Below are 24,703 nucleotides of genomic sequence, written 5' to 3'. Positions count from 1 at the left end.
CTATTTACAATACTTTACTTAAGCTGGGCGCTGCAGGCTAAAATGGCGGCCTGCATATAGGGGATGACATGGCACGCGGCACCGCACATATCGGCAAGGACAGCTATCAAACCACCATCGAGGTCAGCGGCCACACGCTGGTCGGCGACGAGCCGGAGCGCAACGGCGGCCGCGACACCGGTCCGGCGCCCTACGATTTCGTGCTGGCGGGCCTGGGAGCATGCACCGCCATCACGCTGCGCATGTACGCCGACCGCAAGCAGTGGCGGCTGGAGGCGGTCGAGGTCGGCCTGCACCTGAGCCATGGCGACGATGGCGCGATGATGGTCAAGCGCACGCTGTCCTTCACCGGCGCGCTGGATGCCGAACAAAAAAACCGCATGGCCGAAATCGCCGAGAAGACGCCGGTGACGTTGACGCTGAAGGCCGGGATGGTGATTGACACGACCGTCAACTGACGGTTGGCCGCGCCTGCGCGGAGGTTGTGTTCCGCACGCGAGCCAGATCAGAGCCTGCGGTGCTGCATGATCGAGAATGCGCTTGTACTTCGGCGAGCGCGACATGAAGCAGGCATCAGCCCGGCGCATCTGTTGAGCAATTCGAACAGTTGGCCAGAGAGGCGATTAGTTACTATGTTGGCCCTGACTTGGGCAGTCATATCGACTATATTAAGAGAAAATGGTCGGCGAGGTGACGTCATGATGTTGAATCGCGAAGAGTTTGAGAGGGCGTTGGCAGTATTGTGCAGCGACGGGCTTGCTCGGATGGACACGGATTTGCTGCTACGCGTCGCGGTGACTGTCTGGTACACCTCGCTTGTTCCCGACCTGGGCAAGGTGCCTGAACCATTCCGTGCCGACATTGGATATCTGCTGGATCGGCTTTCTCGGTTTAACATCATGGCGAAGCAACGCAAGTTGGATTTGCTCGCATCGCTGGAACCATACAGGCCAGCCTGCCCTCCGGTTACGGATAGCCAGTGCAAGGACGTTCGCGCAATTGAATGGGGCGCCTCCGCCGATCTGATGCCGTTTGTCGATGATCTGCTGCCCTACCAAACCCGCCACTACGCCGCCACCATCTGAGCGGAAAGATTCCGAAAATTATCCGGCCACCGCGCCGGATTTTTTTTGCGGACGCGGGAACTGATGAGTATTGAACCGGTCAAATAAAAGCAAGTTGAGCCGTACCAATGAGGTTTCCGATTCGACCTTCTCATCATGGGGATAGACATGGACTTGATTAAACGCTGGGCGGGGCTGCTTGCAGTCGCCGCTGGTTGTACCGTCTCCGCTGCCGCCGCGCCGCTGCTCAGCGAAGGCTTCAACGACATCACGACCTTGCCCGCCAACGGCTGGGTGTTGGTGAACAACAGCTCGCCGCCCGGCAGCACTTCCTGGTTTCAGGGGACGCCGGTGATCTTCGCGGCGGCCGCCGGCCCGGCCAATTCCTATATCGCGGCCAACTTCAACAACGCTGCCTTCGGCGGTGCGGTCAGCAACTGGCTGCTGACGCCGGAGCTGGCCCTGTCCAACGGCGAGTCGCTGAACTTCGCCTTGCGCCTGCTGGGAGAAGGCTTCCTCGACACGGTCGAAGTGTACCTGAGCTCCGCCGGCGCCAGCACCAACCTGGGCGGCTTCAATCTGCTGGCCTCATTCGATTCGGCCACGGACACCGGCTGGGTCGACCACGCCCTCACGGTCGGCGGCTTGACGGCGCCGGTCAGCGGAAGGTTTGCCTTCCGTTACGTGGTCGACGACACCAGCGTCCACGGCGATTACATCGGCATCGATTCGGTCAGCGTGAACGCGCTCGCGATCCCGATTCCCGGCACCATCGCCTTGATCGCGCTGGGTTTGTGCGCGCTGGCGGGCGTATCGCGTGCGCGGCGGCCGGCGGCTTGCTTGGCGTTATCCGGCCTGGCGTTGGCGGCGGCGACGGCGCGGGCCGCGCCGGAGAATGGCCTGATGACGTTCCCGCATGTGAACGTTGTCACGCAGCAGGTCGCGCCACAGCCGGCGGCGGATGCCGGCGGCCTCAAGGCCTACAAGGATCCCGCCACCGGCAAGCTGGGCAGCCCAGGCCTGGACCAGGCCACGGAGTTGGACAAGGCCATCCGCGCCAGCGCCGTCGGGACAAGAGCGCGTTCCACCCGACCCGCGACGATCCATCCGCCGCACGGCGGCGTCGGTGTGCTGCTCGACGAAACGCATACCCAGTATTCGGTGGTGCACAAGAATCCCGCTGCCCAAGGAGAACAAAAATGAAACGCGTTTTGCCAGCCCTCATGACGGCAGTGGCGCTGCTGTGCACATCGGCGGCCTGGGCCGCCGCCACCATCACCATCGTCAACGGCGATCCCGCCGGCGTCGGCTTCAACGACGCCACGCCGGTCGCCCCAGTCGGCGGCAACACCGGCACCACGCTGGGCGCGCAACGGCTGAACGCCTTCCAGGCCGCCGCCAGCAAGTGGGGCGGCACGTTGACCAGCACGGTGCCGATCCGCATCCTGGCGACCTGGGAAGCACTGCCGTGCAACGACGGCGGCGCGGTGCTGGGCTCGGCCGGCGCGCTGGAAGTATTCAGGGACTTCCCCGGCGCGCCGGTCGCCAACGCCTGGTTCAGCAAGGCGGAGACCAACAAGTACCTCGGCGTGGACGCCGATCCCACCACGCCGGACATCCGCGCCCGCTTCAACGTCAACCTGGGGCAGCCGGGCTGTTTTACCGGCACGCCGTTCTATCTGGGCCTGAACAACCTCCACGGCGCCCAAGTCGACCTGGTGACGGTGCTGCTGCATGAGTTCGGCCACGGCCTCGGCTTCCAGACCTACACCGACGACGAGACCGGCGAACAACTGGACGGCGTCCCCAGCATCTGGGACTACTTCCTGCTGGACAGCAGCAGCGGCAAGCTGTGGAAGGATATGAGCGACGCCGAGCGTGCCGCATCGGCCCTCAAGTCCGGCAAGCTGGTGTGGAACGGAACGCTCGTCAAGCAGGCCGCACAGACGGTGCTGCAACAGGGCGCGCCGGTGTTGACGATGCTGGCGCCGGCTGGCGTCGCCGGCATTATCCAGGTTGGCACGGCCAGCTTCGGGCCGCCGCTGGCCAGCCCCGGCCTGACGGGGGAAGTGATGCCGGTGGTCGATACGCTGCCCGACCGGGGCCTGGCCTGCACGCCGCTATCGCCGGCCAACGCGCTGGCGGTCAACGGCAAAATCGCGCTGATCGATCGCGGCGCGTGCACCTTCGTGATCAAGGTCAAGAACGCACAGGATGCCGGCGCCATCGGCGTCATTATTGCCGACAACGCCGCCGGTGCGCCGCCGCCCGGCTTGGGCGGCACCGATCCCGGCATCGTGATCCCCGCCGTGCGCATCACGCTGGACGACGGCATCCGGCTCAAGGCTGCGCTGGCGACGCGCTCGCGCGTGCATTCCGCCGTTCACGCCAACCTGGGCGTGAACCTGGCGCTCCGCGCGGGAACCGACGCGGCAGGCCGGGTGCTGATGTACGCGCCCAATCCCAACCAGCCGGGATCGTCCGTCTCGCACTACGACGTCAGCGCCTTCCCGAACCTGCTGATGGAGCCGTCCATCAACGGCGACCTGACACACGAGGTGATCCCGCCGCTCGACCTGAGCTTCCCGCTGCTGCGCGACATCGGCTGGTAGCGTCGCCAAGACTGCTGGCGTTGACCGTGGTGGTCGGGCTGCACGGCCAGGGCCACCAGGTCAGACTTCCGGCGCGCTGGTGAGGTAATCGAAGATCAATTCCGCCGCCTGCTCGGGCATGGCCAGGAAGCGCGCGCCGTTGCGATAACGGCCGTGCGTTCCGATCAGGGCGCTGTGCAGCACCGTCAATGTGACCTTGTTTTGGATGGAACTGCCGGGAAAGCAGAACGTCAGCACGTAGTTGGTGTCGACCGGCAGCGGATGATCGCTGAGGAAGGCTACGCCCATGCGGGAAATATCGATGATCTGCGTAACGACGTAGTTTTGACCATCCATGTCGCTGATGTGGGCATCCACCTGTAGCAAGCGGCGCACGTGTTCTCGTCTCGGGTCCATCTATTCATGCCAGCGAAAAAACACCAGTATGACAGATCTGCGCCTACCGAGGCTGAACCTCTAGTGTACGGGGCTGCCGGGCCGCATTGTTCGATGCGCCGGCGCGGATGCACGTAAAAGCCAGCACTCCGCCCAGCAGCAGCAGGCCGCTCGATACCGCCATCGCCAGCTGAATGCCGCCAAGGATATGGTGGTTGGCGCCGCCAGCCACCAGCGCGCCGAAGATCGCCACGCCGACCGCGCCGCCTACCTGGCGCGCCGTGTTCAGCACCGCCGAGGCGGTGCCGGCCTGGTGCCGCTCCACGCCGGACAGGATGGCCGTGGTCATCGCCGGCACCGCCAGGCCCATGCCGGCCGGGATCAACGCCAGCCCGGGCAGCATTTGCAGGAAAGTGGCGTCGTTCGAGATGCCCCACCAGCCCAGCAACGCGTAGCCGCTGGCGCCTATGAAGGCCCCCATGATCATCGGCGTGCGCAGCCCGGTGCGCGGCGTCATCCAGCCGCTGACGAGGTTGGACAGGATGAACGTGGCGGTCAACGGCAAGAACACCAGTCCCGCATGCAGCACGCCGAAGCCGCGCACCTTTTGCAGGTAAAAGCTAAGCACAAAGATCACGCCGTAGTACGAAAAATTCATCAACACGCCGAACAGCACCGCGCCGGAGAAGGGCGCGCCGCGGAACAGCGACAGCGGCAGCATCGGCGACTTGCTGCGCGATTCGACGCGGATGAACAGCGCGCCGGCCACGATAGCCGCGGCCAACCCGCCGCGCACCATCCAGTGCGACCAGCCCAGCGATTCAAACTCGATGACGGCGCCGATCAAGGCGGTCAGCGCGACGATGGCCAGCAATTGCCCGGCCAGGTCCAGCGAGCGATGCGGGTCGCGGCCGGCCAGCGCCGGCACCACACGGCAGGTCAGCCAGAAACCGATAACGCAGATCGGGATATTGACCCAGAAGATGCTGCGCCAGCCCGCCACCGACAGCAGCAGGCCGCCCAGCACCGGCCCGGCCGCGATCGATACGCCACCGGAGGCGGTCCACCAGGCGATGGCCTTGGCCAGCATGGCTTTGTCGTCGGCGTAGGTGGCGTTGAGGATGGCCAGTGAACTGGGCACCAGCAGCGCGGCGCCGATGCCTTGCAACGCGCGGGCGAGATTCAGGGCGGTGGCGCCGGGCGCCATCGCGCAGGCCAGCGACGCCGCCGTGAACAGCGCGAAGCCGGTCAGGAAGGCGCGGCGCGAGCCGAACTTGTCGCCCAGCGCGCCGGCCGACAACAGGAAGACGGCGAAGCCCAGCGTATAGGCGTCCACCACCCATTGCAGGTCCGTCACGTCCGCGCCCAGCTCGCGACCTATCTGCGGCAGGGCGACGTTGACGATGGTGACGTCCAGCTGGACGACGATGAAGGCGAAGCTGCATGCGAGCAGGATGGCCGGGGAGGGGGCGCGGTCGGTTCTCATGACATCACTATAGGATGGTTTGACTATTTCAAAAAATGAATAATAATGAAGACATCTATCTCATTTTAAGAATCGTTCATGGAACTCTCCGCCTTGCGCATCTTTAAAGCGGTCGCCGAAGAGGGCAGCATCACGCTGGCCGCGGCGCGCCTGAACCGGGTCCAGTCCAACGTCTCGGCGCGGTTGACGCAGCTGGAGGAGTCGCTGGGCGTGCCGTTGTTCCATCGTTCCGGCCGCAAGCTGCAGATCACCGTCGAAGGTTCGCGCCTGCTGGCCTATGCCGATCGCCTGCTGCAGTTGGCGGAGGAAGCGCAGGCCGCCGTGCGGCCGGATCAGAAACCTTCCGGCCAGCTGCGCATCGGATCGATGGAGACCACGGCGGCGGCGCGCCTGCCGCAAGTGCTGGCCGGGTTCAATCGCAAGCACCCGCATGTGGATCTGATACTGGACACCGCGCCCACCGATCAGTTGCTGGAAGGAGTCCTGAAGCACCGGCTGGATGTGGCCCTGGTGGCAGGCCCGGTGCAGCACGCGGAGCTGGAACAGCTGCCGGTGTTTGTAGAGGAACTGGTGCTGATCACCTGCCACGGCCATCCGCCGGTGAAGTCGCCGCAGCAGCTGGCCCGCCGCAACCTGCTGGTGTTCCGCACCGGTTGCACCTACCGCCGCCGGCTGGAGGCCTGGTTCGCCGAAGGCGGCGTGGCGCCGGCGCGGGTGTCGGAATTCGGCACCTTTGAAGCGATCATCGGCTGCGTGGCCGCCGGCATGGGCGTCGCGCTGATGCCCAAGGAGGTGCTTGACCAGCGCAAGCTGGCCAAGACCATACGCCAGCATGCGCTGCCGCCGCGCATCGCCCAGGTTGAAACACTGCTGGTCTGGCGCAAGGACGTGCTGCATCATCCGGCCCGCAGCGCCTTCGCGGACAGTCTGTCCTAGTGGCCGGGCAGTTTGGCCACCAGGAAGTCGACAAAGGTGCGCACCCGCAGCGACAGGTGGCGCGCATGCGGATACAGCAGGATAAAGGGCCGCGACGTGCCGCCGTGTTGCGGCAGCAGTTCGACCAGCTCGCCGCGCGCCAGATCGTGTTCGATGATGTAGCGGTAGGTCTGCACCAGGCCCGCGCCCGCGCGCGCCAGCGTGACGATGCCCAGCACGTCCTCCGAGCAGCATAAGCCGCCGCTGGTCGGCAGGTCGATCGCCGCGCCGTCCCGCATGAACTGCCACGGAATGCGCTTGCCGGTGCTGGGCAGCTCGAACTGTATGCATTCGTGCTGGTGCAGGTCGTCCAGCTTGCGCGGCTTGCCGTGCCGCTTCAGGTAGGCGGGCGAGGCGACCAGCACCAGTTCGGCGTCCTCCAGTTTGCGCGCGATGAGGCTGGAATCGGCCGGCGCGCGGCCGCGTATCGCCAGGTCGTAGCCTTCGTCGGCAAAGTCGATATTGCGATTGCTGACGTGGATATCCAGCGTCACTTCCGGGTACTTCCTGCGAAACTCCCCCATTAGCGGCAGCAGGCGGTAATGCGCGTACGGCGTCGGTGCGCTGACGCGCAGCGCGCCGGCCGGCTTGGCCTGGGCGCCCGTGAGCTGGCGCTCGGCGTCCGTCAGCAGCGACAGCGCTTGCCGGCATTGTTCGAAATAGTTACGGCCGCCGTCCGTCAGGCGGATCTGGCGCGTGGTGCGCACGAACAGGCGCACGCCCAGCCGTTCCTCCAGCCTGGCGATGGAGCGGCTGACGGCCGCCGGCGTCACGCTGGCCGCCGTGGCGGCCGCGGTAAAGCTGCCCAGTTCCGCCGCAAAGCAGAACAGCTCTATGCTGCCCAGCAGGACGTCGTCGAAATTGCGCTTCATGTCGGCCTTATTAATTACATAGTGTATCAATTATCTTGCATTGAACCTCATTTATCAACGCCGAAGTCATAAGTATAGTGATCTGCATGGCGTCGCTGAACGCCGCAACCAGAAACTCATAGGAGCATGATCATGAAAACAGTCATCGTCACCGGCGCATCGAGCGGCATCGGCTTTGCCATCGCCGAGGCTTACCTGAAGCGCGGCTACAACGTGGTCGGCAACGCCCGCACGCTGGACCGCTTGCAGAGCGCCGCCGCGCAGTGGGGCAACCCATCCAACTTCCTGCCGGTGGCAGGCGACATCGCCGATCCGGCCACCGCCAAGGAGTTGTTCGCACGCGCCGTCGCGGCCTTTGGCAAGGTCGATGTCCTGATCAACAACGCCGGCATCTTCATCGCCAAGCCGGTCGGCGACTACACGCAGGAAGAAGTACAAACCATCGTCAACACCAACCTGATGGGCTTCTTCTACCCATCGCAAGCGGCGGCGCGGCACATGAGCGCCAACCGCGGCGGCCATATCGTCACCATCACCGCCAGCCTGGCGATGCAGCCGACCGCCAAGGTGCCGGCGCTGCTGCCCATCCTGATCAAGGGGGGGCTGAACAACGCCACGCGCGGCCTGGCGCTGGAACTGGCAGCTTCCAACGTCAAGGTCAACGCGGTTGCCCCCGGCATTATCGATACGCCGATGCACGGCAAGGACGAAGGCACCCGCGCATTCCTGAAGACCTTGTCGCCAAGCGGCGAAATGGGGCGCGTGAAGGATGTGGTGGAGGCGGTGCTGTATCTGACCGAATCCGGTTTCACCAGCGGCGTCGTGCTGCCGGTCGACGGCGGCGCCACCGCCGGCACCTGGTAAGGAGCCGCGCCATGCCATATGTGAACATCCGCGTGACCAATGAAGGCGTAACGGCGGCCCAGAAGCTGGAGCTGATCGAAGGCGTCACCGACTTGCTGTCCCGCGTGCTGGACAAGGACCCGGCAACCACCTTCGTCATCATCGACGAAGTGGAGACCGACAACTGGGGCTTGAACCGCGAGAGCGTCACCACCCGCCGGCGCCGGCCCAAGTCGGCGCTGTGACGCGGCGTCAGGCGGCCTGGGAGGCGATGGCCAGCGGCGCCCCGGCCGCCAGCCGCTCCAGCGCGGGACGGGACAGCACCACAAAGCCGCGCTGGCCCAGCGATATCCAGCCGTTGCGCTTGAGGGAACTGAGCGTGCGGCTGACGGTGGCCGGGGTCAGACCCAGGTAGTCGCTGATGTCCTGGCGCGACATCGGCAGCGGCGAGTGCGTTTCCAGCATCGGCGCCTGCGGCGCCGGCCCCGCGCGCTGCAGCAGGAACATCACGATGCGCTGGCAGGCGCCGGCGCTGCGCAGGATGGCGGCGGCCAGCTGCTGGCGGTCGATCTCGCGGCTCAGCATCGCGCTGAACAGGTCGCAGCTATACGGTTCTTCATCCATCAATTCGGCCAGGTGGCGGTACTGCACCACGTCCACCTGGCAGTCGGTCAATGCCACGGCGGAGGCGTGCCGATACTGCTCGCCTATCGTATCGACGCCCAGCCAGTCGCCCGGGCGGGTGAAGTCGATGATGCGCTGCACGCCGTCGCCGCAGGGCTGGTATAGCTTCAGGTGGCCGCCGCGGACAAAATACAGTTCGCCATCGGCCTCGGCGCCCATGTGGAACAGGTGCTCGCCGCGCGCCAGCTGCACCTGGCTGCCAAGCTGGCATTGGGCCAGTTCCAGCGCCGTCATGATGCCACCATTGCCGGTTCCGGAGGGCTGCCGATGGCCATGTTGCGCAGCGCCGACAGGTTCAGCAGCTTGATGTCCCTGCGCCGCAGCTCGAACAGTGCGCGCTGGCGGAACAGCAGCAACAGGCGGCTGACGCATTCGGCGGTCACGCCCAGGTAGCTGGCGATATCGCAGCGCGACATCGGTAGCCGGAACTGCTCCGCCACGTGGCCGTATTCGACGCGGCGCTGCGACAGCGACAGCAGCAGGTCGGCCATGCGCTGCTCGGCCTGGGTATTGCGCAGCATGAGGGTGGCGCGCTGTTCGCGGCGGATCTCGCGGCTGAGCAGGGCGTGCAGGCTGGCCCGCATCACCGGGCGTCGGCGGCCTTCGAAGGCGTGGCGGTTCCAGTTGATGCTGCATACCTCGCTGTCCTCCAGCGCGATGACGGTGTTGGCGTGCCGCTCGCGATCCATTGCATCAAGGCCGAGGAAGTCCGGCGCCAGCGCGAAGCCGATGATGTGCGCCGGCTGCTGCGATGCGGCGCGCAAAACCTTGAAGCTGCCGGAGCGGATGTTGAATATGTGATCGCTGACTGCATCGCCGGCCTGGTACAGGGTGGCGTGGCGGGCGATGCGGATGCGCTGGCTGGCGTCCCGATTGCCGGCGGCGGCGCCGACGCACGTCATGCGATGCTCGCACTCGGCGCAATTGTTGCGTTCGATGGAGGTAATCATGATTTCCTACTCTTATTTTTTGGACGATCAGATCATGGTAGTGACCTGCAACTGCAATTTCTTTGATCCAGATCAATTATTTTCTTGATGAGGATCAGTAACCTTCGCTTACTCCATTCTCTGTAACTAAGGTTCTTCATGTCACCTTCCCTGAGCGCGTGTGCACCGGCGTATGTCGCCGCCCCCGATCCTGACGCGGCGCGGCGGCTGGCCGCCACCGTATTCGAAGCCGCGCAGGGCATGATGGTGACCGACAGACGCGGCCGCATCGTGCGGGTCAACCGGGCCTTCGTCCGCATCACCGGCTACAGCAGCGAGGAGGTGGTGGGGCAAACGCCCAGGCTATTGAGCTCGGGGCGCCACGTGGCGGACTTCTATACCGTGATGTGGGCCGCCATCGCGCGCGACGGCATTTGGGAGGGGGAGATCTGGAATCGCCGCAAGAACGGCGAGGTCTATCCCGAACACCTCAGCATTACCGCCGTGCGCGACGACCACGGCGAGATCACCAACTATGTCGCCGCGCTGACGGACATCACGCTCAGCAAGGCCGCCAACGATGAAATCCGTAGCCTGGCGTTCTACGATCCCTTGACACGCCTGCCCAACCGCCGCCTGCTGCTGGACCGCTTGCGGCAAGTGCTGGCCGCCAGCAGCCAGCATGACCGCTACTGCGCGCTGATGTTCATCGACCTGGACAACTTCAAGATCCTGAACGACACACTGGGCCACAACGTCGGTGACCTGCTGCTGTCCCAGGTCGGCGAGCGCTTGCAATCGAGCCTGCGCAAAGGCGACACTGTCGCGCGCCTGGGCGGCGACGAATTCGTGGTGCTGGTGGAGGGTCTGAGCAGCGGCGCGCTGGAGGCGGCTGCCGAAGTTGAATCGCTGGGCGCCAAGATACTGGTGGCGTTGAACCGGCCATACGAACTGGGGACACATCACTGTCGCAGCACGCCGAGCATCGGCGCGACCTTGTTCCATAACGGCGAGCCGCCGCAGCCGGATGAACTGCTGATGCAGGCCGATATCGCCATGTATCAGGCCAAGCAGGCCGGCCGCAACGGCATGCGTTTCTTCGACCAGCAAATGCAGGACCGCATCAGCGAGCGGGCGCAAATGGAAAACGATTTGCGCCACGCGATCGAGCGCCACGAGTTCGCGTTGCATTTCCAGCCGCAGATCGACCAGCACGGCAAGGCGCGCGGCGCCGAGGCGTTGATACGCTGGTTACGCAGCGATGGCGCGACGGTGTCGCCGGTCAGCTTCATTCCTCTGGCGGAAGAGACCGGGCTGATACTGTCGATTGGCCACTGGGTGCTGGAGGCTGCGTGTGCGCAGCTCGCCGCCTGGCAAGCGGTGCCCCGGATGGCGGAGCTGGTCCTGGCGATCAACGTCAGCGCGCAGCAATTCCATCAGCCGGATTTTGGCGCGGAGGTGCGCGCTGCGCTGGACCGGCATGGCGTCGATCCGCGCTTGCTGAAGCTGGAGTTGACCGAGGGCGTGCTGCTGGAGAAGATCGAGGAAACCATCGCCTGCATGCAGGAACTGAAGGCGGTCGGTGTGCGTTTTTCGCTGGACGATTTCGGCACCGGTTACTCTTCACTGCAATACCTGAAGCGCCTGCCGTTGAGCCAACTGAAGATCGACCAGTCTTTTGTGCGCGACCTGGCCAGCGACAGCAGCGACCAGGTCATCGTGCGGACCATCGTTGCGATGGCGCGCAGCCTGCAACTGGACGTCATCGCGGAAGGCGTCGAAACAATGGCGCAGCGCGTGCTGCTGGAGGAACTGGGCTGCCGGCGCTATCAGGGATATCTGTACAGCCGTCCCGTGCCGGAACCCGAGCTGCGCACCTTGATCACGGAATAACTTCGAACAGCAGCAGCTGGATGACCTGGTTCTTGCCGAAGTTGTCGTCGGAGATCAGCACCAGGCTGGCGTGGCCGTTGGGCAGCTGCGGTCCGAAAGACATGCCCTCCAGGTTGTCCACCGTGGGCAGGTTCAACTGGTTCAGGTCCAATACCAGGCGCTTGTGCGCAAGGCGATACGACGCGCCTTGCAACGCCGGCAGGTGCTGGATGTCGGACGCGGCTGCCGTGTCGATTTCGAACAGCCGCACATAGTCCTTGTACTTGCCGTCCGCGCCTTGCACGCCGGAGCGCTCCATCGCCAGCAGCCGGGTGTCACCGAGCGCCACGATCTCGGAGATGCCGTTGTCGGCGAATTTGCCCTTGCCCGGCGTGGCCGGAATGGCGCTGAGCGGATAGGCAAACTGGCCGAGCACCTTGCCGTCGCGGCTGAAATGGGTAATGCGATTGACCGCACCGTGTTCCGGCGTCGGCGCGTCGCTGTCCTGGTACATCGGGCCCTCCATCGACACCCACAGCGAGCGTCCATCCGGCGCGAAGCTCAAGCCCTCGAAACTCAGGTTGTTGCGCGGCCCGGTGGCGTGATCGGAGGAGACGCTGAACACAGCCGGCAGCGACAGCGTGGAGATAAAGCGGCCGTCCCGCGCCGCATGGCGCACGAAAGGATCGAGGCCAAGGGCGACATCGCCTTCGCTGGCATACCAGATGCTGCCGTCCCGCGGATCGACGCGGATGGTTTCCAGATCCGGTACGACGCCACCGTGCATCGCGTATTCTTCCTTGGAGGGATAGCTGCTGCCGTCCGGCTGCAGCAGGAACGATACGCCGGTCAGCTCGACCGACTTGAACGCATGTTCGTCGTAGGCCAGGCGCGCGCGGTAGTAGCGGGCGGGGTTGTTGGCCGAGCGGTCGTCGCTGATGATTGCCCATTCGCCGCTGGCGGCGTCGTAGTCGATGCCGGACAAGCCGCCGACCATCGTGCCCTGGAACTGCTGGCGCCACGGCAGGCGTTGCTCGCCGATGAAACGCAAGCTTGGCACCGAGTTCGGCGGTGTGCTGTTGGCGCTCAGCGGCGCGCAGGCCGCCAGCAGAAGGGTGCATGCGATGGCCGCTATTGTTTTCTTGTTCATGGGGGGAAGTATAGCGTTGGTGGCGGCGTTCAGCGAGCAGCCCGGCCACCGCTCCTTCGCAGCGATGCCGCCGTTAGCGCCAGCAGCACGGCTATCCACGCGCCCAGTGCGGCCAGTTGCGGCGGAAACTTCGGGCTTGCATACAGCGCGGTGGAAGCGCCAAAGCGCGGCACACCGTCGAAGTCCAGGAAGCCGTAGCCGCCAAGGCAGGTGGTGGCGCAGTGGCGCTTCGCATCGCCCAGCGTCGCCAGCCGGACGGCATTCTGGAAGTAGGCGCGCAGCCGCAACTGGTGGTGCTGGACCTCGGTCATGAAACGCTGGTGGCGCGCACCATCGTGGCCGGCGATGATGGCCATGCTTTCATAGGCCAGCGTGACTGGACTGATCGCCAGCGCCCGATCGAAGAGCGCCTGACGCCGCGCGCCCGCTTGCTGGAACTGGCGCTCCACGCCTGCCATCTGGTTTTCCAGCGCCACGGCGCGCTCAAGTCGGGGCAGTCCGGCGGCAACACGGTCGCCGGCGTCGCGCATCGCCTGCACATAGTGCTCTCGTTGCGGTACCGGCGCCGCAAGATGGATGGATGCGGTGGTCGCCGCCGGGAGCATGATAGCCAGCACCAGCCAGGCGCCGAAGCCGGCGAAGGCCGCCGTCATCCGGCTGCCGCAGACCGCACAGATGGCCATCGCGGCCGCGCCCCAGAACGTGGAATACAGCAGCACCACGCCCGCCCAGGCGGCCAGCGCACGCAGGCCGGCGCTTGTCACGGCCACCGCGCCGCCCAGCAAAGCAGCGGCGGAGCAGAGTGCCAGCAGCAGGGCGGTGGCGCCCAGCGTGCGCGCCATCACCTGTGCGGCCAGCATCCGGCCCTGGCCCACTCCCTGCAATTGCAAGGCGCGCAGGCGCAGGCTTTCACGGTCCTGGGTCAGCACGGAGGTGCAGAGCGCCAGCAGGATCAGCGGCCACAGATACACGACAAAGAACGCCAGGTCGAAACGGCCCGCGGCCAGGCGGGCAGGATGTTCGATCTCCACCGCGGTGCGGCTGGACTGCATGGACTCCGCCCGCACCCGGACATACGCCGGCTGGAGGTCCGCCTGGCCGACTGCCAAAGCGCCGCCTGCCGCAAGCGGCTTTTCCGCAAAGCCGACGTGCTCACGGAATGCATAGCCGCGGACGTCGATGGGCGTGCGAAACCATTGCAGATCCTTGAACTCGGCTGCGCCGGGATCCGCGAAATAGCGTTGCGCCAGGATGTTGGCGGCACTGCGGGCCTGCGCTTCCTGGGCCTTGGCGGCGGCGACGGCCGCGCCGGTATGCCGGTCGAAGCGCGCACCTTCAAACAGGCCGAAACCCGCCAACAGCACAGCAACCAGCAATAGCGCGATGCTGCCGCGTTCCCGCAGCTGGATCCGCAAGTCGTATGCGATCAGGATGATTGTTTGTTTCATCTTATGCTTCCTCGACGTAGGTGGCGCAAGCCTGCGCCGCACAGCAACAGGCTTGCCAGGAACAGGGCCGCCAGGGGCAGTCCCTGGTGGACCGCCAGCGCGGCGGGATCGAGCGGCGCATAGGTGAAGCGGAACGGAGGCACCTGGTTCCAGAGCGACTGGTCGCCGTCGTAGCGAACACCGTTCTTCTCCGGGTTGGCGGTGATGGCGTTGTTCATTACATCCTGTATCACGCGGCGTTGCCGTTCGGCGCCGTTGATGAACTGGATGTGGTGCGCCGTATCGCTGCCGGCGGTGGCGCCGGACAGGCCGGCCAACGCCACCGCCGGCGACAGCCATCCAGCCAGCGCCGCTGCCTCGCTCTGCTTGCGCATGGCGTCAAACAAGCGCCCATAGTGTTGATCGAATAGCCGGTCGCCATGCTGCTCGCCGCGCCGCAGGCTGATCCCGGCCCAGTTGACCGGCAGATCTTTAACATCGCTAACGCCGTATTGCCGCAGCAGTTGCTGCTGGTCGCGCCGGGCCTGTTGCGGATCGTCCGGTGCGCCGAGCGCAGCGTCGAGATCTGCACGGAATTGCTGCATGCTCGGCAGCGGCGCGGCCGCTTGCGCCAGTTCGATCGCAGCGCGCGGCAGCACCAGCGTGGTGGCCGCCCACAGGCCGATCAACATGGCCAGGCTGGCGCGCAGGGACGGCGCCCAAGCCGAGACGCCGGCAATCAGCGTGGCCCAGGTGCAGAGATAGAGCAGGTAGCCGCCGGTGAATATCGCCCCCCGCATGGCGCCGTCGCTGAATGGACTACGCGCTTGCTGCGACCACTCCAGGGCGGAGACGGCGATACAGGCCGGTAGCGCCAACGTCGCCGCCAGGCAAAGCAGCACCGCGCCGCGCGCCAGCGCGATGGCGCTTAGTGGTGCGGCGTTGATGCGTAGCGACGCCAGTGTGCCGCGTTCACGCTCGCCGGCAAACATGCCGAAGCCGAGAAAGATCATCGCCATTGGCGCGATCACCTGCAGCACGAAGGCCGGCGTCAGGCGGAACTGCCGGTTCGCGCCTGGTTCGTCGTCGGCCGGACGGTAGACCAGCTCATTTTGCTTGTGCGCTTCGAGCCAGACGCTGGAACCGACATAAGGTTCGATGCCCGGATCCAGCGCGGCCAGCGCGGACAAGGGCTTGAACACGTAGACGCCATAATGCGCGGCCGCGTGCGGATACTTCTTGCCCTGGCTCGACCAGCGTTGCTGTTCCGATTGCCGTGCATCCGCCCTGGCCGCCAGTGTGTCGTTCAGTTCCAGCGACGACAGCAGCGCCGCGCAAGCGGCCAGCATCAGGCCCACGGCGATCACCAGCCACACGCGCCAGTCGCGCCGTCGCTCGCGCCAGTCGGCCTGCCAGGCGCCGCGCCAGGCGATGCCCCAAGTCTGCCAGCCCGGGCGTGCGCCGTGCCTAGGTGCGGCGGGCGAGGATGTCAAGGTAGTTACGTTCAAGTTCGCCTGCATTCAGTTCTCCCAGTCTCCATTCACCGGCCAGACGGCCGCCCACCAGCATGCCGCAACGGTCTGCCAGTTCCTGCGCGCGAAACAGGTCGTGCGTCGCCATCAGTACCGCCGCGCCTTCGTTCGCCAGCGAGCGCACCAGTTCTCCGAAGCTCACGCTGGCTTCCGGATCCAGTCCGGACGTCGGTTCGTCCAGCACCAGCACTTGCGCGCCCTTGGCCAGCGCCATGACGATGCCGACCTTTTGCCGCATGCCCTTCGAGTAGCTGGATGCCATGCGATGCCACGCATGCTGCGGCAGGCCCGCGCGCTCCAGCAGCGTTTCGATCTGTCCCCGGCCTGGACGCCGGCCCGACAGGCGCATGAAGAACTCGACGTTCTCCACTCCGGTCAAGCGTTCGTACAGCGCGATGTTTTCCGCGATGTAGGCCGCATGTTCGACGGCGGCGCGGGCCGGCGGCAGGCTGGAGCCGGCCAGCTGGATGCCGCCGCCGTCGGCGTCGACAAAGCCCAGCAGGCAGCCGATGGTGGTCGACTTGCCGGCGCCGTTGGGGCCCAGCAGGGCGTAGATTTCCCCGCTGTGCACATGCAGATCGAGGGCGTCGACCACGGTACGGCCGTCGTAGCGCTTACTCAATTTTTCGATGCGTATCAAGCCGCTCTCCTAGAACGCATAGCGCGCTTCAAGCGACAGCGTGCGTCCCGGGTAGGGATGCAGCTGGTAGGCGCGGTTGTTGTTGAGGTTATCGACGCCGATGGCGACTTCGGTGTTCCTGGCCGGCTTGACCAGCAGCCGCACGTCCAGCTGGCTGACGCGAGAGACCGCGCCGTAGACATCGGTGTTGTAGTCGCTGTTATTGATCTCGTTGAACTGGGCGCCGGAATATCGATAGCTCGCGGCGACGCTCCAGACGTCGGTGGGGGCGTAGGTCAGCGTGGTGGCCGAGCGCACGCGCGGCACGCGCGCCCAGTTCTTGCCTATCGATGGACGATAGTTGTCGTTCTCCAGGACGGTCGACTTGCTGAAGGCGATATTGGCGTCCGCGCTCAGGCCTCGTATGCCAAGGCGGTCGACCTGTCCGACCAGCTCCAGCCCACGCGTGCGCACCCGCCCGATGTTCTGGACGTTGGTCACGTTGGGGAAGACGTTCAGATTCAACTGGGTCCAGATGGTGTCGCGCACATCGTCCTGGAACAGCGAGGCGCGCAGGCTGCCAATTGCGTAACGTTGTTCCGCCATCAGCTCCAGCGCGTTGGACCGTTCCGGCTTCAACTTTGGATCGTTGATGACGATGCTGCTGCCGACCGCCGTGCCCTGGAACAGTTCGGCCACGGTGGCGAAGCGGGTGGCGCGCGCGGCGGACAGTCTCACCGTGGTATCGGCCGAGGCATCCCATGCCAGCGAAAACTTCGGCGACCAGGCTTGCTCGCTGCGGCGCGGATAGGACTGCGCGGCGCCCGGCGTGCGTTGCGCGCCTTTGGTGGCCTGCCACGATTCGGCACGCAGGCCCAGGATCGCTTGCCAATGCGGCGCGAACCGCCAGGCATCCTGGCCATACGCGGCCAGCACCTGTGTCTCGCCGCCGACAAACTGCGCTTCCGGACCAGAGGCGTTGCGCCAGTCGGCGGTATTGCGGGTGGCTTGTTTGAGTTTGTAGTCGTCCGCGTGCAGGCCGAAAATGAGGGCGTGGGCGCCACCGGTCCAGTCGCCGGCCACAGGTGTGTAGCTAGTTTGCAGATCCACCGAATTGAAGCCGCTGCCGTCGCGCACCACGGCGTTGCCGGCGCCGCCGCTGGCTGCGAACGGATCGGCGCTGCCGGCGTTGCGCTGCACGTCGTCGAGGATGCGATAGGTGCTGGCGGAGACGCTGGCATTCCATCCGCTCCTGTGGCGGGTTTTGACCGTCAGGCCGGCCTGGGCATGGTGTTCGTCCCGCTTGTATGGCGCGAAGGCGGATGCCGGCAGCACAAATACGTTGGCGCCATCGGTGACGCGGCCGGACCAGACGCTGTTGCCGGAGGCGTCGCGCAGAAAGGTACTGTTGCGCGTTGTGCTTTGGTTTTCCCACCAGGCGAGGAAGCCTTCCGCGCCAAGCGTCGGCGAGATGTCGTAGCCGAAGGTCGCCTTCACGGTGTTTTGCAAGGTGTGGTCGATGGCGCCGGCGTTGGCGCCGAAGATGGCGCGCCTTGTCCCGTAAGGTCCGGTGTCGTAGACGATGCCGGTGACTGGCGTCGCGGTTCCGTTGGCGGCGGGCTGTGGGAATTCCCCCGCCGCGTTGGCGGTGGCGGTGTAGTAACCCATCGGCTGGCTGGTCGCGTCCTGGTGATTGAGCATCAGCTTGTACCACAGGCCGGAAGCCAGCTTGTCGCCGATGATGGCCGAGCCCTGATAGTTGCGGTAGTGGTCCTGGTCGCCGTACTGCGCGTACGACTGGTTCTGCATCGCTACCCGCACCGATCCGCCAAACGTGGTCGGGCGGCTGGTGCTGACGGCGATGGTGGCACCGATCGCGTTGCCCGGGTAGAGCGCCGAGAAGGGGCCGTACAGTACTTCGACGCGGGTGATTTCCTCCGGCGCGATCATGTTCCAGCGCGGCGCATCGAAGCGGCCCAGGAAGTTCGACAGCAGATAGCCGTCCATCGTCACCAGCGCGCGCGGCGCCTGCGTGGTGGAGAAGCTGCGGCCGCCCACCAGCGCGTTGCGGTCGCCGCTATATCGCTTGCGGATCGTCATGCTCGGCATATTGCGCAAGGCGTCTTCCGGATTGAAGATGTTTTGCTGTTGGCGCAGTTCTTCCTGGGTCTTGGCGACGCTGGTGGTCGGCAGGTCGGGATCGAGACCGCTGCGGGCGCTGTTGACGATCACTGTCGGCATGCTGGCTTCGTCCGCGCAGACAAAGGCGGCGGCCAGCGACAGCGAGATTGCTGTCGCCAGGGGGCGTAGGTTCGGGGTCATATTCTGGTCTTAGTGGGTTGGCGTCTGGGGCTGGTCTTCGCGCTCCCAGTCAGGGAACGGATCGGTGTAGTTGCGCCATGCGGCCGTACCGGCCGCCATTTCGACGTCGCTCAGCACACAGGTTTCGAACGCGGCTTCGATGGCGCCTGGCTCCATGTCGCGGCCGATGAATACAAGTTCGTTCAGGCGGTCGCCATACGGTTCCACCCACACGGCTTCAATCGCCAGCCGGTCGGGATCGCCTTGGGGTGGCCAGTTCTCCCTGTCGCTGGCAGCCCACCATTGGCCGACCGGCTCCACCGAGGCGATCTTGCCGGCGCGTGAGTAGGCAACCGCCCAATCGGGACGGCTGGCCAGCCACACATAGCCCTTGGCGCGTATCAGGCCGGGAAAAGCCTGGTCGAGGAAGCGGTCGAAGCGTTGCGGATGCAGCGGCCGACGGTCGCGCAAGACGAAGCTGGAGATGCCATATTCCTCGCTCTCCGGCAGGTGGATGCCGGCCAGCTCGCGCGCCCAGCCGGCCATCTGGCTGGCCTTTTCGAGGTCGAACTTTCCGGTGCCGAGTATCTTGTGCAGCCCGACCCGGCCTTGTTCAGCGTAGACGACCGCCGCGCCCGGATTCAAAGCCTTGATGACGGCGCGTACTTCGCCCAGGTGCTCAAGCGAGACCAGGTCCGTCTTGCTGACGACGATGACGTCGGCGAACTCGATCTGCTCCGACAACAACGTGGCCAGCGTGCGGTCGTCGCCTTCGCCCGCAGTTTGGCCGCGTTGGGCCAGGTAGTCGGTCCCGTGATAGTCGTTGAGCAGGTTGACGGCGTCGACCACGGTGACCATGGTGTCGATCCGGGCGATGTGGTTGAGAGAGTCGCCGTGTTCGTCCTCGAAATCGAAGGTGGCGGCGACCGGCATCGGTTCGCCGATGCCGGTCGATTCGATCAGCAGGTAGTCGAAGCGCTGGCTGGCGGCCAGCTTGCGCACCTCCAGCAGCAGGTCTTCGCGCAAGGTGCAGCAGATGCAGCCGTTGCTCATCTCGACCATTTTTTCCTCGGTGCGCGATAGCGCCGCACCGGCATTCTCCGCGCCCTGGCGCAGCAGCGAAGCGTCGATATTCACCTCGCTCATGTCGTTGACGATGACGGCAACGCGCAGGCCTTCGCGGTTGGCCAGGATGTGATTGAGCAGGGTGGTTTTACCTGCGCCTAAAAAGCCGGAAAGGACGGTGACCGGTAGCCGGGTGTCGAGCGTGGACATGGATTTCTCGCGGTGGATGCGCGCTGGCGCGGAGATTATGGGATACCCTCTAATGCAATTGAATTGCATATAGGGTTCGCATCATAGATGGTTTGAAATATTAACGCAACACAGTTGCATTAATATTTCAACGAAGGGCGGGACGTGCGTTCAGCTTAGCGCTTGGCGCAGTGGGGGCAGGTGCCCTTGATGAGGAAGTCCATTTCCTGGCTTTGAAAGCCGTCCGGAAGCTTGATCTTGCGCGGCAGCGGAACTTCGGTGAAGCAGGTCACCTCTTCACAGCTGGTGCACTGGAAGTGCGCGTGTTCGTGCGCATGATGGCCGGCGCCGGCGCTGAAGCGCCAGACGGTGTCGGCGCCGGCGATGCGGTGTACCAGCTCGTTCTCGGTCAGCCATTCCAGCACGCGATACAGCGTGACCGGGTCGAGCGCCGCATCGGACAGATGGGCGTGGATCTCGTGGTGGGTCAGCGATTTTTGCTGGGCAAGCAGAAACTCCAGCACCGTCACGCGTGGCCGTGTCACGCGGGCGCCGGTGGCACGAATCAGGGTTTCAGCTTGGCCTGCTATGAAGGTTTGCATGGTATCGGTGATAAATGGGATGAAGCGCCGCTATCTTATCACGGAGGATGGCGGCGCTCATGCTCAACCCAGCGCTTCGGCAGGACCGAAGAACTCGTAGTAGGTTTGCGATTGCGGCACGCCCAGTTCCAGCAGGTGCGACTTGATCGCCTTCATGAACGGCGTGGGGCCGAGGAAGTAGGCTTCAACGTCGCGCGTCTCCGGCAGCCACGCGCTCAACTGTTGCTGGTTGATATAGCCGGTGGCGTGCGGTTGCGGGCCGCTGTCGTTGGCCGCTTCGTAGCAGTAGAAGCGCTGCAACTGCGGGTGCTGCGCCGCCAGCGTGTCGATGTCGTCACGGAAGGCGTGCACGCTGGCGTTGCGGGCCGCGTGGATGAAGTGGACCGGGCGGCCGGTGTCGAGCGCCGCCGTCAGCATCGCCAGTGTCGGTGTGATGCCGACGCCACCGCTGATCAGCACCAGTGGCTTGTCGCTGTCGGCCAGTGTAAAGTCGCCGGACGGCGGCGCCAGTTTCAAACTGTCGCCAACGTTGACGTGGTCGTGCAGGAAGTTGGACACCGCGCCGCCCGGCTCACGCTTGACGCTGATGCGGTAGCTGCTGCCGTTGCTGGCGGCGGACAGCGAGTACTGGCGGCGTTGTTCCTCACCGTCCACGTCGATCAGCAGTCCGATGTACTGGCCCGGCGCATGCGCCACCACTTTGCCGCCGTCGGCCGGCTGCATGACGAAGGAGGTGACTTCGTCGCTCTCGACGGTCTTTGAAACGACCTTGAATTCGCGCGTACCGCTCCAGCCGCCTTCTGCCGCTTCGTTCTTCTCATAGACGGCTTGTTCCGCGCCGGCCAGGATATCGGCCAGTTGGCCGTAGGCCGCGCCCCATGCGTCGATGACCGCATCGGTGGCGACGTCGGCGCCCAGTACTTCGCGGATCGCCTTCAGCAGCGATGCGCCGACCATAGGATAATGCTCGCGTTGGATTTGCAGCGATACGTGCTTGTTGACGATGGTCGATACCAGCGGACCCAGTTGCTCCAGCCGTTCGATATTCTTCGCGTACATCAGGACCGCATTGGCCAGCGCGCGTTGCTGGTTGCCGTCTGCCTGGTTGGCCTGGTTGAAAATCGGCTTCACTTGTGGGAAGTCGCGGAACAGCGTGAGGTAGAAATGACGGGTCAGGGCTTCGCCGCCTTGTTCCAGGATAGGGACGGTGGCGCTGATGATGGCTTTTTGTTCGGTGCTGAGCATTTTGCGGTCCATGTGTGGTTTCGACGTAAAGAAGTATATCACATGAATGTTTAAATGTCAGAACAGGCGCAATCGAAAAAACGATCGCGCTTGCGGTGAATCAGCTTACAGATCGAACTTCAGTTCAGCCACGTAGGTCCGCTGCGGATATGGGTGGAAGTTCCAGTACTTGTAGTTGTTGAGGTTATCGATGCCGATCGCCGCGCTCCACTGGCGGTCGATGCGATAGCGCGCGCGCACGTCGGTGGTGAAGTATTTGCTGCCGCCCATGTAGGCGAAGCCGTTGACGTCGGTGTTATCCAGCGTCGAATACTGGCTGCCGCTGTAGCGCGCGGCCAACGTCAGCGAGAGCTGGTCGCTCACGGCGTAGGAGGCCACGCCGGTGGCGCGCCATTCCGGGATGCGCGGCTGCCATTTGCCCACGCTGGCGGGGAACTTGTCGTTGCGGGCGATCTTCGAATCGGTCCAGGTGACGCTGGAGCTCATCGCCAGTCCGCGCACCCACACGTCGTCCGCCGTGTAGGCCACTTCCAGCCCCTTGGTGTTGATGCGGTCGAGGTTCTGGATAGTGCTGACGTTCGATCCTGCCAGCACATTGGTCTGCGAGTACAACGCGTCCCTGGTGCGTTCGCCGAAGGCGGTCAGGCGCAGCAGGCCGTTGGTCAGCCTGCGTTCCGCCGTCAGCTCCGTGGTCCACGATTTCTCAGGCTTCAGGTTCGGATCGTTGTTGATCAAGTCGCCGGCGGCGTTGATGCCGCCCTGGTAAAGCTCGGACACGGTCGGCATGCGCACGGCGCGGCCCAGCGAGGCTTTCAATACCCAGTCGTCGCTGGCCTGGTATGCCAGCGCGGCTTTGGGCGACAGGTAGTTCTCGCTGCGCTCCGGATGCGGCTTGGTCGCGGTGCGGTTGGAGGTGGCGCCGTCGTGCGCGGCCCAGTGCTCGTAGCGCATGCCCAGCACCGTCTTCCAGCGTGGCGCGAACTTCCAGCTGTCTTGTGCGTACAGGCTGTTGGCTTCGGTCTTGCCGGTGAAGGCGGCATTGCGGTCGCCGGGTGCGCCGTCCATCCAGTTGTTGGCGGCGTGCTCGATGCTGGACAACTTATACGCCTCGCGCTGGTAGCCGAATTCCGCCACATGCGCCGGTGAGGGGCGCCATACGCCCTTGGCGGACAAGGTGTTCCAGCCGGTGCCGCCCTGGTTGACGATGCGGCCGGCGCCACCCGCCAGCGCGGCCGGCAGCTCGACGGTGGCGGCGCGCAGCCGGTCCTTGTCGTAGTCGTACACGCTGGCCGCCACTTCCCAGTCGAACACTCCCTTGGTGTGGGACTTGAGGGTCAGGCCGTGCATCACGTGCTGGATATTTTCGTTCGACAGGTTGAAGTCCGTCGCGCCTGGCGTGTAGCTGCGGCCGGCGATGTTGACGGCGCCGCTGTAGACCGGGCGTCCGGCGGCGTCGCGCAGGTAGGTGTTCGGACGTCCCTCGGAGTCGTTGCGCCATACGCCGAAGGTGTAGGTGGCGCGCAGCGTCGGCGAGATATCGTAGGCCAGCTTGCCTTTGAACTGATACTGCACCGTGTGATATTGGGTGGCGGTGCCGAGGATGAACCAGTCCTTGTTGGTGCGGTCCAGCCCCGCCACCGCGCCGGTGACCGCGACGCCCGCGCTGCCTGGTTTGCCCACGCTGAGCGCCCTGGTCGGGAAGGTCAGCGGCTGGCCTTCGCTGTCGGTGCGGTTGACGTCCACATGCCACGACCATCCGCCCTGGCGGTCGCCCAGCGAGATGCCGGCCTGCTTGCCCTGGTAGCTGGTGCTGGTGTTATACAGCTCGAAGGGCTGGTGCGTCAGCGTCAGCTTGGCGTGGGCTTCGAACTTGTTCGGCATGCGGGTCACGTAATCGACCACCGCGCCGACCGAGTTGCCGCCGTAGGCCGCGGAAAAGGGGCCATACAGCACATCGACGCGCTCGATCTGCTCCGGGCTGACCATGCCCCAGCGCGGCGCGAAGCTGGCGCCGTTGCCCAGGTAGTTGGACAGCAGGATGCCGTCGGCGTACACCATCGAGCGGGCGCTGTTGCCGGTGCCGGAGGCGCGGGTGGACAGCACGGCGTGGTTGTAGTCGCCGATGTAGCGCTTGCGCACCAGCAGGCTGGGGAGGTATTTCAACGCATCTTCGGCGTCGGTGGCGTTGATGCTGCGTTCGATGTCGGCCTGGGTGATGCCTTCGATCGTGGTCGGGATCTGGGTCGGCAGCGAGGTCGGACGGTTGCCGGTGACGAGCACCGTGCCCAGTTGATGGATGGGCGCGTCCTGCGCGCAGGCGAAGGTGGAGAAGGCGGCAAGCAGCGCCAGCGCCAATGGAGACATGGTCGGTTTCATGGTGTTCCTGATGTTGGGATGATGACCGCCGCCTGCGCACGCACGGGGGGGGCGCGCGGCGGGCGGCAGCGGGTACGGCTGAAGATTCAGCTGACGATCAGGAACGGGCGGGCGGTCCGCGCGGTTTGGCGGCGCTCCAGCTATGCAGGGGCCTTGGTGCGCTGTAGAACAGCGGCGGGTAGTAATCATGGCCGCCGACGACGGCGAAACTGGCCACGGACTGCGGCAGCAGCGCGAAACTGCCGCCGTGCGTGACGCAATAGGGACAGTGCTCCATCGCGTGGTCGGCCGTGACGGGGGATTCCTTGCTCTTGTCGACCGAGCAGATCTCGGCGTAGCCATACGGCGAGTCCGGCGTCAGCGCGCGCGAAACTGCCGGGGCAAGCGCACTGAACAGGACGGCCAGCATGGCGATCCAGATGTGCAGCGTTCGACGTTTCGCAAGCTTGAACATGGCGACAATTATAACAAATTCTCTCACTTAC

At 64.9% G+C, this 24,703-nt stretch carries 23 protein-coding genes; 8 read left to right on the top strand and 15 right to left on the bottom strand.

Going from position 1 to position 24,703, the window contains the following annotated elements; genetic code table 11:
- Nucleotides 1-68: 68 nt before the first annotated feature.
- The 4 genes from AC1RMD_RS08120 to AC1RMD_RS08105 all read left to right on the top strand — a co-directional run bounded on the left by AC1RMD_RS08120 (nt 69) and on the right by AC1RMD_RS08105 (nt 3,676).
- A complete protein-coding gene (locus AC1RMD_RS08120) occupies nt 69-458 on the top strand; it encodes an OsmC family protein (RefSeq protein ID WP_492925410.1) in 390 nt (129 codons plus the stop codon).
- A gap of 240 nt (nt 459-698) precedes the next feature.
- Nucleotides 699-1,085: a hypothetical protein gene (locus tag AC1RMD_RS08115; protein ID WP_492925408.1), complete on the top strand. Its 387-nt coding sequence runs from the start codon at nt 699-701 to the stop codon at nt 1,083-1,085.
- Nucleotides 1,086-1,232: 147 nt separating this feature from the next.
- Nucleotides 1,233-2,267 carry a choice-of-anchor J domain-containing protein gene (locus AC1RMD_RS08110; RefSeq protein ID WP_492925406.1) on the top strand — a complete coding sequence of 345 codons (1,035 nt, stop codon included), beginning with the start codon at nt 1,233-1,235 and terminating at the stop codon, nt 2,265-2,267.
- Nucleotides 2,264-3,676, top strand: a complete 1,413-nt coding sequence (locus tag AC1RMD_RS08105; protein ID WP_492925404.1) for a PA domain-containing protein — start codon at nt 2,264-2,266, stop codon at nt 3,674-3,676. Before AC1RMD_RS08110 ends, AC1RMD_RS08105 begins: the two co-directional genes overlap by 4 nt.
- A gap of 60 nt (nt 3,677-3,736) precedes the next feature.
- Here the strand turns inward: AC1RMD_RS08105 and AC1RMD_RS08100 are convergent, their stop codons facing one another.
- Together AC1RMD_RS08100 and AC1RMD_RS08095 are read right to left on the bottom strand one after the other, a co-directional pair.
- Nucleotides 3,737-4,051 (bottom strand): PilZ domain-containing protein, encoded by a 315-nt coding sequence (locus AC1RMD_RS08100; protein ID WP_492925402.1) that lies wholly within the window; start codon nt 4,049-4,051, stop codon nt 3,737-3,739.
- Nucleotides 4,052-4,115: 64 nt separating this feature from the next.
- Complete coding sequence (locus tag AC1RMD_RS08095) at nt 4,116-5,537, bottom strand: MFS transporter (protein ID WP_492925400.1); 1,422 nt, start codon at nt 5,535-5,537, stop codon at nt 4,116-4,118.
- A gap of 78 nt (nt 5,538-5,615) precedes the next feature.
- On the opposite strand from AC1RMD_RS08095, the gene AC1RMD_RS08090 reads away from it, so the two are divergent.
- Nucleotides 5,616-6,473, top strand: a complete 858-nt coding sequence (locus AC1RMD_RS08090) for a LysR family transcriptional regulator (RefSeq protein ID WP_492925398.1) — start codon at nt 5,616-5,618, stop codon at nt 6,471-6,473.
- Here the strand turns inward: AC1RMD_RS08090 and AC1RMD_RS08085 are convergent.
- Nucleotides 6,470-7,384 (bottom strand): LysR family transcriptional regulator, encoded by a 915-nt coding sequence (locus AC1RMD_RS08085; RefSeq protein ID WP_492925396.1) that lies wholly within the window; start codon nt 7,382-7,384, stop codon nt 6,470-6,472. The two genes, AC1RMD_RS08090 and AC1RMD_RS08085, sit on opposite strands and share 4 nt — an antisense overlap.
- 132 nt (nt 7,385-7,516) lie before the next feature.
- Here AC1RMD_RS08085 and AC1RMD_RS08080 point away from each other — a divergent pair, with 132 nt between their 5' ends.
- Together AC1RMD_RS08080 and AC1RMD_RS08075 are read left to right on the top strand one after the other, a co-directional pair.
- Nucleotides 7,517-8,248, top strand: coding sequence for an SDR family NAD(P)-dependent oxidoreductase (locus AC1RMD_RS08080; protein WP_492925394.1), 732 nt, complete (start codon nt 7,517-7,519; stop codon nt 8,246-8,248).
- A gap of 11 nt (nt 8,249-8,259) precedes the next feature.
- A complete protein-coding gene (locus AC1RMD_RS08075) occupies nt 8,260-8,472 on the top strand; it encodes a 2-hydroxymuconate tautomerase family protein (protein ID WP_492925392.1) in 213 nt (70 codons plus the stop codon).
- 7 nt (nt 8,473-8,479) lie between these two features.
- Here the strand turns inward: AC1RMD_RS08075 and AC1RMD_RS08070 are convergent, their stop codons facing one another.
- Nucleotides 8,480-9,145 (bottom strand): Crp/Fnr family transcriptional regulator, encoded by a 666-nt coding sequence (locus tag AC1RMD_RS08070; protein ID WP_492925390.1) that lies wholly within the window; start codon nt 9,143-9,145, stop codon nt 8,480-8,482.
- On the bottom strand, nt 9,142-9,861 hold the full coding sequence (locus AC1RMD_RS08065; protein WP_492925388.1) for a Crp/Fnr family transcriptional regulator: 720 nt from the start codon (nt 9,859-9,861) through the stop codon (nt 9,142-9,144). The genes AC1RMD_RS08070 and AC1RMD_RS08065 overlap by 4 nt, the downstream gene beginning before the upstream one ends.
- A gap of 138 nt (nt 9,862-9,999) precedes the next feature.
- On the opposite strand from AC1RMD_RS08065, the gene AC1RMD_RS08060 reads away from it, so the two are divergent.
- Entirely contained in the window at nt 10,000-11,733 is a 1,734-nt protein-coding gene (locus tag AC1RMD_RS08060) for a putative bifunctional diguanylate cyclase/phosphodiesterase (RefSeq protein ID WP_492925386.1), read from the top strand.
- Here the strand turns inward: AC1RMD_RS08060 and AC1RMD_RS08055 are convergent.
- The 10 genes from AC1RMD_RS08055 to AC1RMD_RS08010 all read right to left on the bottom strand — a co-directional run bounded on the left by AC1RMD_RS08055 (nt 11,723) and on the right by AC1RMD_RS08010 (nt 24,672).
- The gene (locus tag AC1RMD_RS08055) at nt 11,723-12,862 is read right to left on the bottom strand and encodes an esterase-like activity of phytase family protein (protein ID WP_492925384.1); all 1,140 of its coding nucleotides are present in this window, start codon (nt 12,860-12,862) and stop codon (nt 11,723-11,725) included. The genes AC1RMD_RS08060 and AC1RMD_RS08055 overlap by 11 nt on opposite strands.
- A gap of 29 nt (nt 12,863-12,891) precedes the next feature.
- The gene (locus tag AC1RMD_RS08050) at nt 12,892-14,310 is read right to left on the bottom strand and encodes a DUF3526 domain-containing protein (protein ID WP_492925382.1); all 1,419 of its coding nucleotides are present in this window, start codon (nt 14,308-14,310) and stop codon (nt 12,892-12,894) included.
- Nucleotides 14,307-15,797 (bottom strand): DUF3526 domain-containing protein, encoded by a 1,491-nt coding sequence (locus tag AC1RMD_RS08045; RefSeq protein ID WP_492925380.1) that lies wholly within the window; start codon nt 15,795-15,797, stop codon nt 14,307-14,309. The genes AC1RMD_RS08050 and AC1RMD_RS08045 overlap by 4 nt, the downstream gene beginning before the upstream one ends.
- The gene (locus tag AC1RMD_RS08040) at nt 15,757-16,461 is read right to left on the bottom strand and encodes an ABC transporter ATP-binding protein (protein WP_492925378.1); all 705 of its coding nucleotides are present in this window, start codon (nt 16,459-16,461) and stop codon (nt 15,757-15,759) included. The genes AC1RMD_RS08045 and AC1RMD_RS08040 overlap by 41 nt, the downstream gene beginning before the upstream one ends.
- Nucleotides 16,462-16,470: 9 nt before the next feature.
- A complete protein-coding gene (locus AC1RMD_RS08035; protein WP_492925376.1) occupies nt 16,471-18,762 on the bottom strand; it encodes a TonB-dependent receptor in 2,292 nt (763 codons plus the stop codon).
- Nucleotides 18,763-18,771: 9 nt separating this feature from the next.
- Nucleotides 18,772-20,016, bottom strand: coding sequence for a GTP-binding protein (locus tag AC1RMD_RS08030; RefSeq protein ID WP_492925374.1), 1,245 nt, complete (start codon nt 20,014-20,016; stop codon nt 18,772-18,774).
- A 155-nt stretch (nt 20,017-20,171) separates the two neighbouring features.
- Nucleotides 20,172-20,597, bottom strand: coding sequence for a Fur family transcriptional regulator (locus tag AC1RMD_RS08025; protein WP_492925372.1), 426 nt, complete (start codon nt 20,595-20,597; stop codon nt 20,172-20,174).
- Nucleotides 20,598-20,660: 63 nt separating this feature from the next.
- On the bottom strand, nt 20,661-21,842 hold the full coding sequence (gene hmpA / locus AC1RMD_RS08020; RefSeq protein ID WP_492925658.1) for an NO-inducible flavohemoprotein: 1,182 nt from the start codon (nt 21,840-21,842) through the stop codon (nt 20,661-20,663).
- A 105-nt stretch (nt 21,843-21,947) separates the two neighbouring features.
- Nucleotides 21,948-24,218 carry a TonB-dependent receptor gene (locus tag AC1RMD_RS08015; RefSeq protein WP_492925370.1) on the bottom strand — a complete coding sequence of 757 codons (2,271 nt, stop codon included), beginning with the start codon at nt 24,216-24,218 and terminating at the stop codon, nt 21,948-21,950.
- Nucleotides 24,219-24,315: 97 nt separating this feature from the next.
- Nucleotides 24,316-24,672 carry a DUF2946 domain-containing protein gene (locus AC1RMD_RS08010; RefSeq protein WP_492925368.1) on the bottom strand — a complete coding sequence of 119 codons (357 nt, stop codon included), beginning with the start codon at nt 24,670-24,672 and terminating at the stop codon, nt 24,316-24,318.
- Nucleotides 24,673-24,703: the final 31 nt, after the last annotated feature.

Source organism: Duganella sp. GW822-FHT06D06 (assembly GCF_058799615.1).
This window is presented reverse-complemented; position numbering and strand designations above follow the sequence as displayed.

Coding starts and splice junctions, on each gene's coding strand:
- AC1RMD_RS08120 (WP_492925410.1), top strand. CDS start 69: ATGGCACGCGGCACCGCACATATCGGCAAGGACAGCTATCAAACCACC.
- AC1RMD_RS08115 (WP_492925408.1), top strand. CDS start 699: ATGATGTTGAATCGCGAAGAGTTTGAGAGGGCGTTGGCAGTATTGTGC.
- AC1RMD_RS08110 (WP_492925406.1), top strand. CDS start 1,233: ATGGACTTGATTAAACGCTGGGCGGGGCTGCTTGCAGTCGCCGCTGGT.
- AC1RMD_RS08105 (WP_492925404.1), top strand. CDS start 2,264: ATGAAACGCGTTTTGCCAGCCCTCATGACGGCAGTGGCGCTGCTGTGC.
- AC1RMD_RS08095 (WP_492925400.1), bottom strand. CDS start 5,537: ATGAGAACCGACCGCGCCCCCTCCCCGGCCATCCTGCTCGCATGCAGC.
- AC1RMD_RS08090 (WP_492925398.1), top strand. CDS start 5,616: ATGGAACTCTCCGCCTTGCGCATCTTTAAAGCGGTCGCCGAAGAGGGC.
- AC1RMD_RS08085 (WP_492925396.1), bottom strand. CDS start 7,384: ATGAAGCGCAATTTCGACGACGTCCTGCTGGGCAGCATAGAGCTGTTC.
- AC1RMD_RS08080 (WP_492925394.1), top strand. CDS start 7,517: ATGAAAACAGTCATCGTCACCGGCGCATCGAGCGGCATCGGCTTTGCC.
- AC1RMD_RS08075 (WP_492925392.1), top strand. CDS start 8,260: ATGCCATATGTGAACATCCGCGTGACCAATGAAGGCGTAACGGCGGCC.
- AC1RMD_RS08070 (WP_492925390.1), bottom strand. CDS start 9,145: ATGACGGCGCTGGAACTGGCCCAATGCCAGCTTGGCAGCCAGGTGCAG.
- AC1RMD_RS08065 (WP_492925388.1), bottom strand. CDS start 9,861: ATGATTACCTCCATCGAACGCAACAATTGCGCCGAGTGCGAGCATCGC.
- AC1RMD_RS08060 (WP_492925386.1), top strand. CDS start 10,000: ATGTCACCTTCCCTGAGCGCGTGTGCACCGGCGTATGTCGCCGCCCCC.
- AC1RMD_RS08055 (WP_492925384.1), bottom strand. CDS start 12,862: ATGAACAAGAAAACAATAGCGGCCATCGCATGCACCCTTCTGCTGGCG.
- AC1RMD_RS08050 (WP_492925382.1), bottom strand. CDS start 14,310: ATGAAACAAACAATCATCCTGATCGCATACGACTTGCGGATCCAGCTG.
- AC1RMD_RS08035 (WP_492925376.1), bottom strand. CDS start 18,762: ATGACCCCGAACCTACGCCCCCTGGCGACAGCAATCTCGCTGTCGCTG.
- AC1RMD_RS08030 (WP_492925374.1), bottom strand. CDS start 20,016: ATGTCCACGCTCGACACCCGGCTACCGGTCACCGTCCTTTCCGGCTTT.
- AC1RMD_RS08025 (WP_492925372.1), bottom strand. CDS start 20,597: ATGCAAACCTTCATAGCAGGCCAAGCTGAAACCCTGATTCGTGCCACC.
- hmpA (WP_492925658.1), bottom strand. CDS start 21,842: ATGCTCAGCACCGAACAAAAAGCCATCATCAGCGCCACCGTCCCTATC.
- AC1RMD_RS08015 (WP_492925370.1), bottom strand. CDS start 24,218: ATGAAACCGACCATGTCTCCATTGGCGCTGGCGCTGCTTGCCGCCTTC.
- AC1RMD_RS08010 (WP_492925368.1), bottom strand. CDS start 24,672: ATGTTCAAGCTTGCGAAACGTCGAACGCTGCACATCTGGATCGCCATG.